General features: G+C 70.3%; 14 protein-coding genes. 5 read left to right on the top strand and 9 right to left on the bottom strand.

Annotated features, from left to right (window positions below; all coding sequences use genetic code 11):
* Positions 1-13 precede the first annotated feature (13 nt).
* Genes ACQP26_RS19100 through ACQP26_RS19090 form a run of 3 tightly spaced genes read right to left on the bottom strand, consistent with a single transcriptional unit; the run spans position 14 to position 3,777 of the window.
* Entirely contained in the window at positions 14-808 is a 795-nt protein-coding gene (locus ACQP26_RS19100) for a DUF3050 domain-containing protein (RefSeq protein WP_433493565.1), read from the bottom strand.
* A 36-nt stretch (positions 809-844) separates the two neighbouring features.
* Positions 845-2,344, bottom strand: a complete 1,500-nt coding sequence (locus tag ACQP26_RS19095) for a glutamine synthetase family protein (protein WP_348650994.1) — start codon at positions 2,342-2,344, stop codon at positions 845-847.
* A complete protein-coding gene (locus ACQP26_RS19090; RefSeq protein ID WP_433493564.1) occupies positions 2,341-3,777 on the bottom strand; it encodes an amidase in 1,437 nt (478 codons plus the stop codon). The genes ACQP26_RS19095 and ACQP26_RS19090 overlap by 4 nt, the downstream gene beginning before the upstream one ends.
* Before the next feature lie 219 nt (positions 3,778-3,996).
* Here ACQP26_RS19090 and purB point away from each other — a divergent pair, with 219 nt between their 5' ends.
* Positions 3,997-5,256 (top strand): adenylosuccinate lyase, encoded by a 1,260-nt coding sequence (gene purB / locus ACQP26_RS19085; protein ID WP_433493563.1) that lies wholly within the window; start codon positions 3,997-3,999, stop codon positions 5,254-5,256.
* Positions 5,240-5,641 (top strand): GNAT family N-acetyltransferase, encoded by a 402-nt coding sequence (locus tag ACQP26_RS19080; RefSeq protein ID WP_433493562.1) that lies wholly within the window; start codon positions 5,240-5,242, stop codon positions 5,639-5,641. The genes purB and ACQP26_RS19080 overlap by 17 nt, the downstream gene beginning before the upstream one ends.
* A gap of 110 nt (positions 5,642-5,751) precedes the next feature.
* Here the strand turns inward: ACQP26_RS19080 and ACQP26_RS19075 are convergent, their stop codons facing one another.
* The 3 genes from ACQP26_RS19075 to ACQP26_RS19065 form a co-directional block, all read right to left on the bottom strand.
* Positions 5,752-7,518 (bottom strand): ABC transporter ATP-binding protein, encoded by a 1,767-nt coding sequence (locus ACQP26_RS19075; RefSeq protein ID WP_433493561.1) that lies wholly within the window; start codon positions 7,516-7,518, stop codon positions 5,752-5,754.
* A gap of 158 nt (positions 7,519-7,676) precedes the next feature.
* The gene (locus ACQP26_RS19070) at positions 7,677-7,859 is read right to left on the bottom strand and encodes a hypothetical protein (protein ID WP_281577421.1); all 183 of its coding nucleotides are present in this window, start codon (positions 7,857-7,859) and stop codon (positions 7,677-7,679) included.
* A gap of 61 nt (positions 7,860-7,920) precedes the next feature.
* A complete protein-coding gene (locus ACQP26_RS19065) occupies positions 7,921-8,250 on the bottom strand; it encodes a non-heme iron oxygenase ferredoxin subunit (protein WP_269705354.1) in 330 nt (109 codons plus the stop codon).
* 243 nt (positions 8,251-8,493) lie between these two features.
* Between ACQP26_RS19065 and ACQP26_RS19060 the strand changes: the two genes are divergently transcribed.
* Both ACQP26_RS19060 and ACQP26_RS19055 read left to right on the top strand, forming a co-directional pair.
* Positions 8,494-8,904 (top strand): VOC family protein, encoded by a 411-nt coding sequence (locus tag ACQP26_RS19060; protein WP_269705355.1) that lies wholly within the window; start codon positions 8,494-8,496, stop codon positions 8,902-8,904.
* Positions 8,905-8,987: 83 nt separating this feature from the next.
* Positions 8,988-9,788 carry a VOC family protein gene (locus tag ACQP26_RS19055; RefSeq protein ID WP_281577422.1) on the top strand — a complete coding sequence of 267 codons (801 nt, stop codon included), beginning with the start codon at positions 8,988-8,990 and terminating at the stop codon, positions 9,786-9,788.
* Positions 9,789-9,847: 59 nt separating this feature from the next.
* On the opposite strand, the gene ACQP26_RS19050 is transcribed toward ACQP26_RS19055, so the two are convergent.
* The 3 genes from ACQP26_RS19050 to ACQP26_RS19040 form a co-directional block, all read right to left on the bottom strand.
* Entirely contained in the window at positions 9,848-11,398 is a 1,551-nt protein-coding gene (locus tag ACQP26_RS19050; protein WP_433493560.1) for an alpha/beta hydrolase, read from the bottom strand.
* Between the two features lie 520 nt (positions 11,399-11,918).
* The gene (locus ACQP26_RS19045) at positions 11,919-13,040 is read right to left on the bottom strand and encodes a glycosyltransferase (RefSeq protein WP_269705358.1); all 1,122 of its coding nucleotides are present in this window, start codon (positions 13,038-13,040) and stop codon (positions 11,919-11,921) included.
* Positions 13,037-14,044, bottom strand: coding sequence for a methyltransferase (locus ACQP26_RS19040; RefSeq protein WP_433496161.1), 1,008 nt, complete (start codon positions 14,042-14,044; stop codon positions 13,037-13,039). The genes ACQP26_RS19045 and ACQP26_RS19040 overlap by 4 nt, the downstream gene beginning before the upstream one ends.
* Before the next feature lie 377 nt (positions 14,045-14,421).
* Between ACQP26_RS19040 and ACQP26_RS19035 the strand changes: the two genes are divergently transcribed.
* The gene (locus ACQP26_RS19035; RefSeq protein ID WP_433493559.1) at positions 14,422-15,354 is read left to right on the top strand and encodes a putative sugar O-methyltransferase; all 933 of its coding nucleotides are present in this window, start codon (positions 14,422-14,424) and stop codon (positions 15,352-15,354) included.
* Positions 15,355-15,380 lie beyond the last annotated feature (26 nt).

Genomic DNA, 15,380 nt, shown 5'->3' with positions numbered 1-15,380 from the left:
AGCGCACGGCCGATCAGCGGGAGCGCTCGGAGATCTCCGCGAGGATGCCGTCCCAGAGCCGGACCCGGGCCGCCAGCGCGGTGTTGATGGTGTCCTCGCACTGCTCCCACTTGTCGTTGTCGTCCCCGCACAGGTCGGCGAGCATCTGCATCGCCATCGGCGTGTGCTCCTCGCTGTCCACCTGGATGTGCCGCCGCAGGTAGTCGACGAAGGTGGAGAGCACGCCGACGCCGGCGTCGAGCGCGGCCACCTGGTCGAACATGTCGGGAATCAGGTCCTCGCGGCCGAACGCGAACGCGGCGGCCTGACAGTGCACGGGCGCGCCCTCGATGATCGTCCAGGTCGTACCGATGAACTCGGCCGAAGGCCCGGGCACGCCGGCCTTCTGGGCGGCGGCCCGCACCGGCTCGCCGGCGCGCAGCAGACCGATGAACTCGTCGATCCGGGTGGTGTCGGCGCCCGCCTGACGCATGCCGTTGACGTACAGCTCGAAGTGGCTGATGAAGCCGTCGCCGAGTTCGTCGCTCTCCTCGACGAGGGTGATGTCGTTGATGAGCCGGCTGCTGCCGGGATGCCCGGACGGCACCCAGGGCACCTCGACGCAGGTGAGCTGCCGCTGCAGCGACTTGAGCAGGGACATGAAGTCCCAGACCGCGAAGACGTGGTGCTCCATGAAGGTGACCACCGCGTCGACGGTGTTCAGCTGACCGTAGAGTGGGTGCCCGATCACCTTCTGCCGGGCGGGCTCGACGGCGTCCTTGAGCTTGTCGATGGCGGGGGTGGACCCTCCCCAGTCGTACCGTGACATGACCGTTCTCCTTTCGAGCGGGTGGGGCCGGCGTGGTCAGAAGACACCGAAGTACTCGCGGTGCTCCCATTCGGTGACGTGGTCGGCGGGCGGGTGTTCCGTCGCGCACCAGGCGCGGAAGCGGGACGCCTCGCTCTCCTTGAGCTTCGTCAGACAGGTCTTCAGCGGCGTGCCGAGCAGCTCCTCGGCTCGGCTGCTCGCCCGGAACGCGTCGATCGCCTCGTCCAGCGACGTCGGCAGCCCGTCGGCCTCACCGCCGCCCGGGGCGGCGCCGGCGTCCAGCCCGGCCAGGCCCGCGTACAGCTGCGAGGCGATGACCAGGTACGGATTCGCGCACGGTTCCCCGACCCGGTTCTCGACGTGCGTCGAACTGCCGCCGCTCAGCACCCGGACCATGGCGCTGCGGTCCTCCTCGCGCCAGTCGGCGGCGGTGGGGGAGAGCGTGAACCGCGGCGCCAGCCGGTGGTAGCCGTTCACGGTCGGGACGGACAGCAGGCACAGCTCCCGCGCGTGGGCCAGCAGGCCCTGCACGTAGGCCTCGCCCGCGGGGGAGAGCGGACCCGCCGTGCCGGCGTCCGGCGCGAACAGGTTGCGGCTCGTCGCCGTGCTCGTCACCGACTGGTGCAGGTGCCAGCCGCTCGGGTCGAACCCGTCCAGCCGGGGCAGCGTCATGAACGACGCGTGGTAGCCGCGGCGCCTGCACTCCTGCTTGATCTGGGTGCGGAACAGCAGCATCGCGTCCGCCGCGTCCAGCGCCAGCATCGGGTCGAACGTCGTCTCGAGCTGCCCCGGACCGGACTCGTGCTCGATCGTGCGCAGCGGCAGGCCGAGTGCCATGAGCATCGCGGCCAACGGGTCGGCGACGTCGGCCACCGCGTCGTAGTAGCTGTCGAGGTTGAACTGGTACCCGGGGTTGACGGCCTCCACCGAAGGGGCCGGGCCCTGCCGGCCGAATCCGTTGCCCTCGTTGCCCACCGGCCCGGCGGTCCGGCGCGTCAGGTACCACTCGACCTCGAGCCCGATCACCGGCACGAGGTGCCGGTCGGCGTACGTGGCACACACCCGGCGCAGGACCTCGCGGGACGCCAGCGGGTGCGGCGTGCCGTCGCGCAGGTATTCGTTGCCGAGGACCCAGGCGGTCCGTTGCTCGCGCACCGGCAGCACCTGGAACGTGCGCGGATCCGGGACCAGCACGAAGTCGCCCGCGCCGAGCAGCTCGCCGACGCCGACGCCGGAGTCGGCGAGGAAGTCCACGGCGACGGCATGGCCGGTGTCGAAGAGGAACGGTCCCGGACTGAAGTCCATGCCGTTGCGCAGCACCGTGCGGAAGACGTTTACCGGTACGGTCTTGGACCGGGCCAGGCCGTGCGGGTCGCAGAAGACGACCCGGACGAGATCCACGTCGTCGAGCTGCGCCTCGACCTTCTCGGCCGCGGCAGCCTGCTCGTCGTCCCACAGGCCGAACTCGGTCACGAACGAGGGGCGCCCGACGCCGCTGCCGTCGCCGAGCAGGGACCATCGCCTGGACATCGTCATCGTCCTCCTTGACTCTCGCAGCCGGACGGCAGCATCGTGTGGGCCAGTTCCGACTCGACCCGGGCGGCCAGCCGAAGCACCAGGTCGTCGTCGCCGGGCCGTCCCACGAGTTGCAGCCCGACCGGCAACCCGCGGGACGTCAGGCCGGCCGGCAGGGACAGCGCCGGCTGACCGGTGATGTTGAACGGGTACGTCGCCGGCGACCACGCGAGCCACAGCAGATCGGCCGGGTCGGCGGCCCAGGGCGGGGCGACGGCGTCGGCGTCGAACGGCTCGATCGGGACGGTCGCCATGGCCAGCAGGTCGTAGCGTTCCATCACGGCGGCGAGCGTCGCCCGCAGCGTCATCCGCACCTCCTCGGCCCGTATGACGGCCGCGCCGGTCAGCGACCGCCCGTACCGCACGACCGCCAGCCGGCCCTCGTCGCAGAGGTGCTCGTCCTCCGGCGCCGTACCGTCGGCCTCGGCGGCGGCGACGACATCCACCAGGGCCGCGTACGGGTCGGCGAACGGGACCTCGATGCGCTCGACGCGGTGGCCCAGGCCGGTCAGCACCGACGGGACGGCCTCGGTCACGCCGCGGACCTCGTCGGACGTTCCCGGGAACTCCAGCCAGCCGATCCGCAGCGACGCGGGCGCCGCCCGGGACGCCAAGGGGCCCGTGGACGAGTCCGGGTCCCGCTGGTCCGGCCCGGTCAGCACCGCCATCAGATCGGCGACGTCGGCGACGCTGCGGGCGAGCGGTCCCACGTGCGCCAGGCGGTCGGCGCACGGCGGTACGTAGGGGATCCGGGCGAAGGACGGCTTGAACCCCACCACACCGCAGAACGCCGCGGGGATACGTACCGAGCCGGCCCCGTCCGTGCCGATCGACGCGGCGCACAGGCCCGCCGCCACCGCGGCGGCGGATCCGCCGCTCGAACCGCCGGCGGTCCGGTCCGGTGCCCAGGGGTTCCGCGTCGGCCCGGCGAGCCGGTTCACCGTGCTGGCGCTCCACCCGTACTCCGACGTCGTCGTCTTGCCCACGACGATCGCACCCGCCGCGCGCAGGCGCGCCACGGCGGGCGCGTCCGCCGCCGCGCGGCGGTTGGGCAGGAGCGAGCCCCGGCGGGTGGGAAGGTCTCGTGTCTGGATCAGGTCCTTGACGGAGACCGGGACGCCGAGCAGCGGCCGTTCCCGGAAGGCCGCCTCGCCGACGGTGCGGATCATCCGGTCGGCCGCGTCCGCCTCGCGCAGCGCGCCGTCGCCCGCCACCGCGACGAACGCCCCGATTTCCGGGTCGGTGTCGCGAATGGCGTCCAGGACGTTCCGTACGTGCGCCGCGACCGTCGAACGGCCCGTGAGAAACAGTTGTCTCGTCTCGTGGATGCTGCCGCAGACCGGCTGCCTGATACTGGAACCCGTGAATACCGGCACCGCACCACTACAGGTCATCGACACGTATTCGTGCAAGTGTTCGCGTGCCGGTGGGAGCCGGTCGGAGCAATCGCGGAGAAGAAATGCCTCATCCTTCGGGATGGGCTCTGTTCAACTGCTGAAAAATGGTCTACCAGGCGAAAGCACGCACGGATAAAACAGAAAACACGGCTGTACAGCACATCGACGAAATGACTATTCTGCACAGTCATGATTCCCCGTTATTCTCTGGCCGAGATGGCGGACATCTGGTCGGACCAGGCGCGCTACGCGACATGGACCGAGGTGGAGGTCCTGGCCACGCAGGCGCAGGCGATTCTGGGACGCGTACCGGAGAGCGCCCTCAACGACATCCGGAGCGCCCGTGTGCCTTCGGTGGCCCAGGTGGTCGCGCACGAGCGCGAGCGCGACCACGAGATCCTCGCCTTCCTCGCGGCCCTCTGCGAGGGCATCCCGGAGGACTCCGCCCGGTGGGTGCACCTCGGGATGACCAGCTACGACCTCGTCGACACCGCCCAGGGCTCCACCATGGCCCGGGCCTGCGACCTGCTGCTCGGTGCGGCGGTGCGGCTCCGCGCGGTGCTGGCGGACCAGGCGGTCGCGCACTGGCACACGGTGTGCATCGGACGGACCCACGGGATGCACGCCGAGCCCACCACGCTGGGCCACAAGTTCGCCGGTTTCGCCTTCGCGATCGACAGGTCCGTGCGGCGGCTGCGGGCGGCACGCTCGGAGGTCGCGGTCGGGACGATCTCCGGGTCCGTCGGGACCTACGCGCTCATCGACCCGTTCGTCGAGGAGTACGTCTGCGCCGAGCTGGGCCTCGGCGTGGAACCCGCGCCGACCCAGGTCGTGGCGCGCGACCGGCACGCGCAACTCCTGCACGTGATCGCCCTCCTCGGCGGATGCGTCGAGCAGATCGCCACCGAGGTCCGCCTGCTCTCACGCACCGAGATCCGTGAGGTGGAGGAGCCCCGGCCGGCCGCCTACCAGGGGTCGAGCGCCATGCCGCACAAGCGCAACCCCACGAGCAGCGAGCGACTGGTGGGACTGGCGCGCCTGCTGCGCGGATACTCGGGGACGATGCTGGAGAACGTGGCGCTGTGGCACGAGCGGGACCTGTCGCACTCCTCGGTGGAGCGGGTCGTCCTGCCGGACGCGATGATCGTCGCGCACTACCAGGTGAGCGCGGCGACGGCGCTGGTGGCGGGGCTCCAGGTCTTTCCCGACCGCATGCGGGCGGCCGTCGACCTCACCAACGGCCTGGTCTACAGTTCCGCGGTCCTGGCCGACCTGCTGGAGCGCGGCACCGAGCGGGAACGTGCCTACCGGGCGGTCCAGGCCGCCGCCGACGGAGCCGGCTCCGGCGACGCCGACTTCGGGACCCTGCTCCGGGCCCAGGGGGTCGACGTCGGCCCGCTTCGGCCGGACCGTTTCCTCGTCCACCACGATGTCGTCCTCAAGCGATTGGAAAGCCTCCGTGAACTGGAAGATTGAACGCGAGACGGGCGCCGACCTGGATATGGAAGCGGTCCTGGGCGTCTACCGGTCCTCCGGGCTGGGCGAGCGCCGGCCCGTTGCTGACGTCGCGCGAATGGCCACCATGGTGAGATCGGCGAACCTGATCGTGACCTGCCGAATCGAGGGTGAGCTGGTGGGCATCGCGAGGAGTGTTTCCGACTTCTCGTACGTGACCTACCTCTCGGACATCGCCGTCGCGCGTTCCCATCAGCGCTCCGGTATCGGCAAGGCCCTCATCGAGGCGACCCGGAACGAGGCGCCGATGGCCAAGATCGTGCTCCTGTCGGCGCCCGCCGCGAGCGACTACTACCCGCACATCGGTTTCACCCGGCACGATTCCGCCTGGGTGCTCAATCCGTAGCAAGGCAGGCCCGCGGTGCCGGACCCGCACGGCGAAACGGCCGGTGCGGGTACCGGCGTGCCGCGGGCCGGGCGCGTGATCCGCGCCCGGCCCGACCGGTGGTGGTCCCGTCAGCGGGTCTCGGCGGGAAGCTGGGCGTCGCGGCTGATCAGCACCGCGTAGTGGCCCCCGAGCGCCAGCAGTTCGTCGTGGGTACCGCGCTCGACGATCGTGCCGGCGTCCAACACGATGATCTCGTCGGCGTCCCGGATCGTCGACAGCCGGTGGGCGATCGTGACTGTGGTGCGGCCGGCGCTCGCCGCCTCGATGGCCTGGTGCACGGCCTGCTCGGTCTGGTTGTCCAAGGCGCTCGTGGCTTCGTCCAGCACGAGGATCGGCGGGTCGCGCAGGACCGCGCGGGCGATCGCCAGGCGCTGCCGCTCCCCGCCGGAGAACCGGAATCCGCGTTCGCCCACCACCGTGTCGTAGCCGTCGGGAAGAGACATCAGGTGGTCGTGGATGTGTGCGATCTTCGCGGCCGCGACGAGTTCGTCGTCGGTCGCACCGGGCCGGGCGAACCGCAGGTTCTCGGCGACCGAGGTGTGGAACAGGTAGGTCTCCTGGAAGACCATCCCGACCGCCCCGGCGAGCGAGTCGGCGGACATGTCCCGCACGTCGACGCCGTCGATGGTCACCCGCCCGGACGTCACGTCGTACAGCCGCGGAATCAGGTAACTGAGGGTGGTCTTGCCGGATCCGGTCTCGCCGACGATGGCGAGCTTGCGCCCGGCGGGAACGGTGATGTCTATGGCGTTGAGCGTGGGCCGGGCGGCGCCCGGGTACGCGAAGCAGACCCCCTGCATCCGCAGTTCGCCGCGCGGCTTCACCGTGTTGGCGTGCCGGGGCTCGCTGATCTCCACCGGCAGGTCGAGGTACTCGAAGATCCGGTTGAACAGTTCGAGCGAGGTCTGCAGCTCCACGGCGACATCCAGCAGGGACACCGCCGGTCGCAGCAGGTTCTGTTGCAGCGTGGTGAAGGCGACCAACGTACCGATGGAGATCGCCATGCTGTCGCCCCGGCCGCTCTGCCCCGCCACCCAGTAGATCACCGCCGGCATCGACGCCATGACGACCCACGTCGTCGCCTGGCTCCACCGGCCCGCCGTCTGCGAGCGGATCTCCAGATCCGACAAGGTCCGGGACTCGGCGGTGAAGGCGTCGGTCAGCGAGCGGGAGCGTCCCATCGTCCGGGCCAGCAGCACGCCACTGACGGACAACGACTCCTGCACGATCGCGGCGATCGTCGCGTACTGGCGTTGCCGCTCCCGGGTGATGCGGCGCCGCTGGTTGCCCACCCGGCGGCCCACCCACACGAAGAACGGCACCATCACCAGCGACACGATGGTGAGACGCCAGTCGAGGATGGCCATCGCGACGACGGTGGCCACCACGACTGTCACGTCGGACACCAGGGTCGTCGCGGACGTGGTCACGGTGGCCTGCATGTCGCCGATGTCGTTGGTGATCCGCGACTGCACCTCGCCGGCGCGGGTCCGCGTGTAGAAGGCCAGCGGCATGCGCTGCAGGTGCGCGTAGACAGCCGATCGCAGGTCGTGCATGACCTGCTCGCCGACCTTCGTCGACACGTACGTCTGCCAGACGACGAAGGAGCTGTTCGCGACCGAGGCGAGGATCATGCCGAGGGCGAGGACGGTCAGCAGGCCCGTCCGTCCCTGGGGCAGGGCCACGTCCAGGATCTCGCGGATCAGGAACGGGTTGACGAGGAAGACCGCTGAGGTGGCGCAGACGAGAGCGGCGACGAGCAGCAGGCTCCATCCGTACGGGCGGAAGAGCCGGAGGATGCGCCGCAACGGCACATGGGGGTCAGCGGTGGTCACCAGGCCTCCTCAGCCGACGTGCGTCAGGCGCGGCGCGCCACCGGAGGCGTCGTCGCGCCCTCGGGCGCGACGGGGCGGCATGCTCCGGACGAGAACCATATGTCGTGCAAGCCCGCGGAACGCGGCGTCGGACGGCAGTGCGCACAGCCGGGGATCCGCTACCGCAGGCGCTGCTCCAGCGCCGCCCACTCGGCGCGTTCGGCCGCTGTCAGCGGCTCGTCCATGTGCATCGTCACGAATCCCGTCGGCACGCCGGCCCACATGGCTCCCGACCAGATCAGGCCCATCTTGAGGTGATGCAGCACGGAACGCAGCCCGTCCGGCAGCCGTGGGGTCTTCATGATGGGCTCTCCTCATGCGAGTCGATGGACGAGGGCGGCGCCGCCGCGCGACCGCTCCCCATCAGGGCTGCCGCTCGGCGGTCCGGGTGAGGGCGACGTAGACGTATCCGTCCTCCACCCGCACGGGGTAGGTGCCGATCGGCCGGGTCGCGGGTGGGTTGGTGGGTTCACCGGTCCGCAGGTCGAAGCAGGATCCGTGCAGCCAGCACTCGATCGTGCCGTCGTACACCTCGCCCTCGGAGAGTGAGACCTCGGCGTGCGAGCACAGGTCGTGGATCGCGTACACCTGCCCGCCGCTGCGGGCCAGGGCCACCGTGGTGCCCTCGATCTCCAGCGCGATCGCGCCCTCATCCGGGACGTCTGCCACCGGACACGCCTTGACGAAATCCATCGAGTCAGCCCTCTCCCGATCGCACCCGGACGGAAACGACCATCGCCACCTTGCGCCCGGGCCCTCAGGCAGGAACGGAGGGCGGGTCGAACCGCGCTGGAGGCGCCGCCGCCGGGGGCGGCGCGGGCTCGTTCGGGTGGTCCCTCGGACGGCGGAGGAGCCCTCGTGGAACCGACGGAAAGGGACCAGAAGCGTCAGGAATCAAGAAGCACTGGTCGCGCGGCGGCCGCTAGCGTTTGCGGTATGAACATCACAATTCACTCAAGCTTCCTGCCGCACGAGGACGCGGACGCGTCGGTCACCTTCTATCGCGACGTGCTGGGGTTCGAGATCCGCAACGACGTGGGCTACGACGGCATGCGCTGGGTCACCGTGGGGCCGGCCGACCAGCCGCAGACGTCGATCGTGCTGCAGCCGCCGGCCGCCGACCCCGGCATCACCGACGAGGAGCGGCGCACCATCCAGGAGATGATGGCCAAGGGCACGTACGCCGGTGTGCTCCTGTCCGCTCCCGACCTCGACGGGGTCTTCGAGCGCGTCCAGGCCAGCGGGGCCGACGTGGTGCAGGAGCCGATCGAACAGGACTACGGCGTGCGGGACTGCGCGTTCCGCGACCCGGCCGGCAATTTGATCAGGATTCAGCAGGCACGCTGAGCCCCACCCTCGTTCTCTTCGTCAACCAGGGCCGGGAACCGGTCCCGGCCCGCATCGTCATCTCAGCCAGAGGAGGTCGTCACATGCTGTTGCCCGACGTGATCACGATCGGGGCGACGGACCCGCAAGCCGCCCACGCCTTCTACAAGTCCGTGTTCCTGCCCACCGGGGTCGAGCACCGGGACGAGCGGGTCGAACTCGACCTGCACGGTGTCGCACAGCTGGCCGTGTGCCCGTCCGAGGCGCTGGCCGCGGAGGCGAACGTGGAGCCCAAGGCGCCCGGTTATCGCGGCTACGTCCTCACCTACATCGTCGACCAGCCCAGCGAGGTGAGGAGCATTCTCGACGCCGCCGCCCAGCACGGCGCGAGCGTCCTCAAGCCCGCGAAGAAGGCCATGTTCGCCGGCTTCTCCGGTGTGTTCCAGGCGCCGGACGGCGCGGTGTGGAAGCTCGCGTCGTCCGAGAAGAAGGACACCGGCCCGGCGCAGGAGACGCCCGTCCCGAGCGAGGTCGGCGTGCTGCTCGGGGTGGCCGACACGAAGGCGTCCACGGCCTTCTACCAGGCCCTGGGCATGACCGTCGACCGCGACTACGGCAGCAAGTACATCGACTTCAAGCCGACCTCGGGCGGCTGCCGGCTGGGCCTGATGGACGGCGGCATGCTGGCGAAGGACGCCGGGGTCAAGGAGAGCGGCGGCGCCGGCTTCCGCGCGGCGGCCTTCGAGCGCGCCGCGGCGTCGCGCGACGAGGTCGACAGCCTTCTGGCCGCGGTGACTCCGGCCGGCGGCCACGTCGCCGCAGCCGGCGCGGAGACCTCGCCGGGGGTCTACTCGGGATACTTCGTCGACCCGGACGGCTTCCTGTGGAGGGCGACCAGCGCATAGCAGAGCGGGCCTCTGGCCGGGATGTCTCCCGGCCAGAGGCCCGGTGCCGTGCTCAGCCGTCAGCCGTCAGCCGGATCCGGCAACGGATTGGCGTTGCAGTGGGCGTCGACGCCGGCGACCGAGTTCGGCCGGGTGCCGTCCCTCAGGTAGGCGATGACGTGGTTGTTCAGGCACGCGTTGGCGTTGGCGGTCAGGGACGCGCCGTGGAAGACGCCGCCACGCTCCAGGACCAGCCGGGAGTTCGGGAACAACCGGTGTACCTCGACGGCGCCCTGCACCGGCGTGAGGGCGTCGTGTTCCGCCTGGATCAGCAGCATGTTCACGTTCCGGTCGCCGACCTTCGTCGGCTTGCCCGCCGGCACCGGCCAGAAGGCGCACGGCGCGTTGTACCACCCGTTGTTCCAGGTCATGAACTTGTTGCCCCTGCGGTGCTGCTGGGACAGATCGGTCCGCCACTGGTTCCAGTTCCGGGGCCAGGGGCCGTCGACGCACTGCACGGCGCGGTACATCGCGTGAGTGTTCTGGGCGGGGAAGTCGGGCTCGAGGAAGTTGTCCCGAAGCCCGGACGGGTCCCCGCGCAGCACCCAGTCGGCCAGCACCCCGGCGTGGTAGGTCCAGATGTAGCTGCGATACACGTTCACCGAGAAGATGTCGCTGTACTCGGCCGGCCCGATCTTGCCGTCGATCGGCGCCTTGCGGAGCATCGCCATGCCCTTGTAGTAGTTCGCCTCGACCTGTGCCGGCGTCCGTCCGAGGTGGTAGTACGAGTCGTGCTCGGCGATCCAGGCGAAGTAGATCTGGGCCCGCTTCTCGAAGGCCTCGTTCGTCTCCAGCAGGGATTTGTACCCGACGCTGCTCGGCCGCACCACGCTGTCCAGGACCATGCGCCGTACCCGGTTCGGGAACAGGGAGGCGTAGACGGAGCCGACGTAGGTGCCGTGGGAGTAGCCCAGGTAATTGATTTTCTCCTGGCCGAGGGCGATCCGCATGAGGTCCATGTCGCGGGCGGTGTCCGCCGTCCGGAAGTACTTGAGCGTGTCACCGTACTTCTGCCCGCAGCTCTCGGCGAATGTGCGCGCCCGGTTCACCCACACCGCTTCTTCGGCGTTGCCGGCCGGAACGTAGTCGGGCCGGGCCCCGCCCGGGTAGAGGTACGTGGGATCGCAGCTGATCGACGGCTCGCTCGCGCCGACGCCGCGCGGGTCGAAGCCGATCCAGTCGTACGTGGAGCCCACGGAGGTCAGCAGGCCGGTGGAGCCGTCCGCGAAGCGGGTCGGCAGATCCCGTCCGATGGTGCCCGGCCACTGGCCCCGGTTCAACAGGACGACGCCCTGGTACTGCGATTCGGGCGAGGTGTGCTTGGCCCGGGTCAGGGCCAGAGTGATCTTCTGGCCGTTCGGCCGGGAGTGGTCGAGTGGAACCTCGAGGGAACCGCACTCGAGCCCCACGAGATAGTCGTCCATCAGAGGGTCGTCGTCCGGACAAGGTGACCAGGCGATTCCGGCAATCGGCCGGTCGGCCGGCCGGGCCGCCGCCGCGGAGGGGACCACGGTGACCTGTGCCGTCAGACCCAGCGCAACCGCCGCCGCGCCGGCTAACAGTTTTCTCATCCATTCCCCCATTGCTCGAAAGCGAATGCATTCACAGATGCGTGGCCGCTGATTCGACAGGGCTCGACGCGCTTTGTCAAACCAGCTTCACAGGTCGAATCAATGAGTTCGTGCGGCGGCGATTCGGCGGGGGAATGCGGCACGTAACGCTGCAACAGCGCCTATTCGGGTCTTACCTCGCCAGTCCGGCCATTCGAATCGTCCCAGGCTGACGCCGGTGCGGAGGGAAGCGCTGTCGGAGGTCGTGGTGCGGCCATCGATCGGTCGGCCGACGGCGGGGTGCCCGGCCGGCCGACATGGCTGGCGGAAAATGCACAGTGATGGCGACGAGGAGCGGTTCGGCCTGCCGACCCGGTCGGTCGATCATGCGGATCGGGTCGATTCTTCAGTCCTTACGGCACGGGCGTCCGGAGGCGGTGACGGCCGAGGGGAATTCAAATAACTCGATGCCGGCGGATTCGGTCCACACGAAGGGACCCGGCCGAGGGCGACTGCCCCGGCCGGGTCCCTGTCGGACCGGTCACCCGGTGACCAGCGACTCCATCCGTCGGACCACATCGGCCGGCGTCGGGAGCGCGGCGATCTCGGCGGCCAGGGCTCGCGCCCGCCGGGAGTACCGCGGGTCGGCGAGGATCTCCCGGCTGTCCGCGGCCATGGCGTCAGCCAGGTCATGGCTCCCCTCCGGCAGCTCCGACCGGATCGTCCGCGCCGCGCCTGCGGCCGACAGGACGCCGGCGATCGCCCTGGTGTGCGTGTTCGGGGGAGTGATCAGCTGGGGGACCCCCGCCGTCATGATGGTCATCGCGGTGGTCGCCCCGCCGTGGTGCACCGTCAGGTCGCAGGTGGGGACGACGACGTCCAGCGGGATCCAGCCGACGCGGACGTCGTCCGTGTCCGCCCCGAACTCCGCGGCGACCTCCGCGTGCGCCGCGATCACCACCTCGGCTCCCGCGGAGGTGAGCTGCCGCACCAGGTGGTGCAGCGCGCTGCCGGCGAGCATGCGGTGGTGCGTCCCGGAGGTGATCAGCACCCGGGGCCGGTCCGTCGGCCGGGTGTACATCCATCGTTCGAGGCGGCGCTGAGGATTCGTCGCGACGAAACCCATGGGCTGCGCCCGCGCCGACGGCGACGGCCCGAGGGACGGCGGAGTGACGTCGATCAGCATCGCGGGATCCGGGAGCCCGCCCAGGCCCAGGTCCTTCAGCTGCGGCGCCAGCTCCTCCTCGGCCGCCGGATCGATCTCCGTCATCGGGATCTGGAGGTACTCGGCGTGCCGGACGAAGGGGACGCCCAGCCGGGTGGCGAGCAGGCCCGCCGCGTAGCTCATCGAACTCCCGAGGACCACGTCGGGAGCCCAGTCCTCCGCGAGGTCCCGCAGGGTGGGCGTCGCGGCGGCGGCCATCCTGGCCAGGCCGCGGCCGGCGACCACCATCTCGTCCGTCGAGCCGACGCCGGTCAGGAAGTGCCGGATCGGCTCCGGCATGATCGACACTCCGGGTACGCCGATGCCCTCCACCGCATCGATCAGCGGTTCGTTCGTGGCCACCAGGAGCTCGTGCCCCGCGTTGCGCACCGCCTTCGCCAGAGCGGCGGTCGCGTAGACGGTGACGTGGCTGCCGGTGGTGAGGAACAGGAATCTCATGCTCGGTCGCCGGCCTTCCGCGCGGGGCTGCCGGCCTCCGGGCGGCACTCGACCACGAACTGGCCGGACGGCGTGCGCCCGTACGCGGTGACCGCCAGGCCGGCCCGCGCCGCCAGGGCACGGAACTCGTCCAGCGTGCGGGGCTTGCCGCCGGTCTGCACCATCATCATCAGCCCGGCCCGGGCGGCCTCCCGCCCGGGGGAGACACCACCGACCACGACGACGCGACCCCGTGGGGCTGCGGCCTCGGCGCACCGGGTGAGCAGGGCGGCGGCCTCCTCGTCGGGCCAGTCCAGCAGCAGGCGCTTGAGCAGGTACACGTCCGCTCCGGGCGGGAGCGGGTCGAAGAAGCTCTGCCCGCTGACCGCGGCCCGGTCGGCGACCCCGGCGGCGGCGAAGACCTCCGCGGCTCGGGCGACCGCACGGGGCAGGTCGACCAGGGTGCCGTGCACGTGCGGCCGGACCCGCAGGATCTCGGCCAGCGTCTCGCCGGTACCGCCGCCCACGTCGACGACGTGGTGGACGTCCGCCCAGTCGTCGTCGACGAGAACGGCGGGATCCGAGGCGTCGCCGGCCCGATGGCCCATCATGGCGTCGTAGCTCTCCGCGATCTCGGGATGAGCCTCGAGGTCCTCCCAGAACGAGCGTCCGAAGACGGTCTCGTAGCCCGGGCGGCCGGTGCGGACGGTCGCGAGCAGCCCGCTCCAGGCGGCGGCGCTGCGACCGCCGTGGCCGTCGAGGGTGAGCCCGCGCAGCGGACCGGGCTCCAGCAGGGTGCGGGCCGCCTCGTTCAACGCGAACTCGCCCTCGGCCGGCTCCTCGAAGACGCCCTTGCCCACCAGATGGCGCAGGACCCGCGCGAGCGCGTCGCGATCGCAGTCCGTCTTCCGGGCGAGCTCCCCGATCGTCGTGACGCCGGCTGCCACGTGCTCGGCGATGCCCAGTGTCACCACCACCCGCAGGCTCCACGGGGTCGCCAGATCACTGAGCGAATCGACATCCACCTTCTCCGACATTTGCCACCTCCAGTGGTCGACGCGGCTCGACAGCCCACGGCTGGGCCGCCTGGAATTCGCTGCCGGAATTTCCCCACCGGCCCTGGCCGAAGTCGGCCCACTGCCACGCCTGCGGGCGGGCGGCACCGGAGCGCCTCACGATAGCGGCATTCATCGATCCGCACAGCTCGTTCAGAACTGCGCGCGATGGTTCCGGATGCCGTTCGACCGGCGAGAACGTTCAGTTGAACACGGCCGACCGCAATCGCGAGGTTGTGGCGGGATCGGCCAGATGCCAAGCTCCGTCGAGGTCGAGTACGTCGGCGCTCACCGAGCGATTAAATCGGCATTTCCGGCTCCTCTCCTCTGGCGAAAGACGAATCGACATGGCAGACACGTACCAAGCCAGCCGGCAATGGGAACGCATCAGCAGGCACTGGGTGACCGAGGAAGCGGCCGTCGACCTCGCGAATTTCAAGTCGGGGCGGCCGAACCACAAGATCTCGCTGTGGAATCCCGAGGTGAACGGCGTCCGGTACCTGAAGACGCTCGTCCACAACCTGGCGACAGCGCTCGGTCCGGCCGACTGGGAGCGGCTGCGCAGGACCACCCACCGGGACGTGGGCAACCCCATCGCCGTCCGCGTGGGCGGCGAGAGCATCTGCCTCGACTATCTGCAGGCCACCCTCGAACTCGGTTTCATCGAGCAGAGCGTCGACCTGGCGGGTGCGAGCGTCCTCGAGATCGGTGCGGGCTACGGACGAACGTGTCACACCCTGCTGTCGAACCACGACATCGCCGCCTACTGCATCGTGGACCTGCGCAGCACCATGCACCTCAACCGGCGGTATCTCCGGGAGGTCCTCGACGACGCCCGGTTCGCCAAGATCCGTTTCGTCCCGGTGGAGGACGAGGACGTGGACGCGGCGCTGCGCGAGAGCGAGTTCGATCTGTGCATCAACATCGACTCGTTCGCCGAGATGGCCCCGGAGACCGCACGGAGCTACCTCGACCTCATCGGCGAGCGGGGCACGGCCCTGTACGTGAAGAACCCGGTCGGCAAGTACTGGGACGAGAGCCTGGACGGGCACGTCGAGGGCGACGACGCCCTGCGCCGGGCGATGGAGACCGGCCTGCTGCGCGAGGTGCTCGACATCCACGACGACCGGGCGGTGCGCGCTGCCGTCCCGGAGTTCATCGCGGCCTACCGGCCCGGTGACGACTGGCGCTGCGTCGCCGACGCCTGGGCCGTGCCGTGGAGCTTCTACTGGCAGGCGATCTACCGCCGGGGGAGGCCGAGCACCGGCCCGCAGCGGTGACCGTGCCGGGTGACGGAAACAGGCGA

Source organism: Micromonospora sp. CA-248089 (assembly GCF_050948515.1).
Classification (GTDB): Bacteria; Actinomycetota; Actinomycetes; order Mycobacteriales; family Micromonosporaceae; genus Micromonospora.
The sequence above is the reverse complement of the archived record's forward strand: the minus strand, read 5'-3'. Positions and strand labels throughout refer to the sequence as shown.

Bases quoted from the DNA above. Each gene is read 5' to 3' on its own strand.
- ACQP26_RS19100 (WP_433493565.1), bottom strand. From the start codon at position 808: ATGTCACGGTACGACTGGGGAGGGTCCACCCCCGCCATCGACAAGCTC.
- ACQP26_RS19045 (WP_269705358.1), bottom strand. From the start codon at position 13,040: ATGAGATTCCTGTTCCTCACCACCGGCAGCCACGTCACCGTCTACGCG.
- ACQP26_RS19095 (WP_348650994.1), bottom strand. From the start codon at position 2,344: ATGACGATGTCCAGGCGATGGTCCCTGCTCGGCGACGGCAGCGGCGTC.
- purB (WP_433493563.1), top strand. From the start codon at position 3,997: ATGGCGGACATCTGGTCGGACCAGGCGCGCTACGCGACATGGACCGAG.
- ACQP26_RS19035 (WP_433493559.1), top strand. From the start codon at position 14,422: ATGGCAGACACGTACCAAGCCAGCCGGCAATGGGAACGCATCAGCAGG.
- ACQP26_RS19055 (WP_281577422.1), top strand. From the start codon at position 8,988: ATGCTGTTGCCCGACGTGATCACGATCGGGGCGACGGACCCGCAAGCC.
- ACQP26_RS19070 (WP_281577421.1), bottom strand. From the start codon at position 7,859: ATGAAGACCCCACGGCTGCCGGACGGGCTGCGTTCCGTGCTGCATCAC.
- ACQP26_RS19050 (WP_433493560.1), bottom strand. From the start codon at position 11,398: ATGAGAAAACTGTTAGCCGGCGCGGCGGCGGTTGCGCTGGGTCTGACG.
- ACQP26_RS19090 (WP_433493564.1), bottom strand. From the start codon at position 3,777: ATGACCTGTAGTGGTGCGGTGCCGGTATTCACGGGTTCCAGTATCAGG.
- ACQP26_RS19065 (WP_269705354.1), bottom strand. From the start codon at position 8,250: ATGGATTTCGTCAAGGCGTGTCCGGTGGCAGACGTCCCGGATGAGGGC.
- ACQP26_RS19060 (WP_269705355.1), top strand. From the start codon at position 8,494: ATGAACATCACAATTCACTCAAGCTTCCTGCCGCACGAGGACGCGGAC.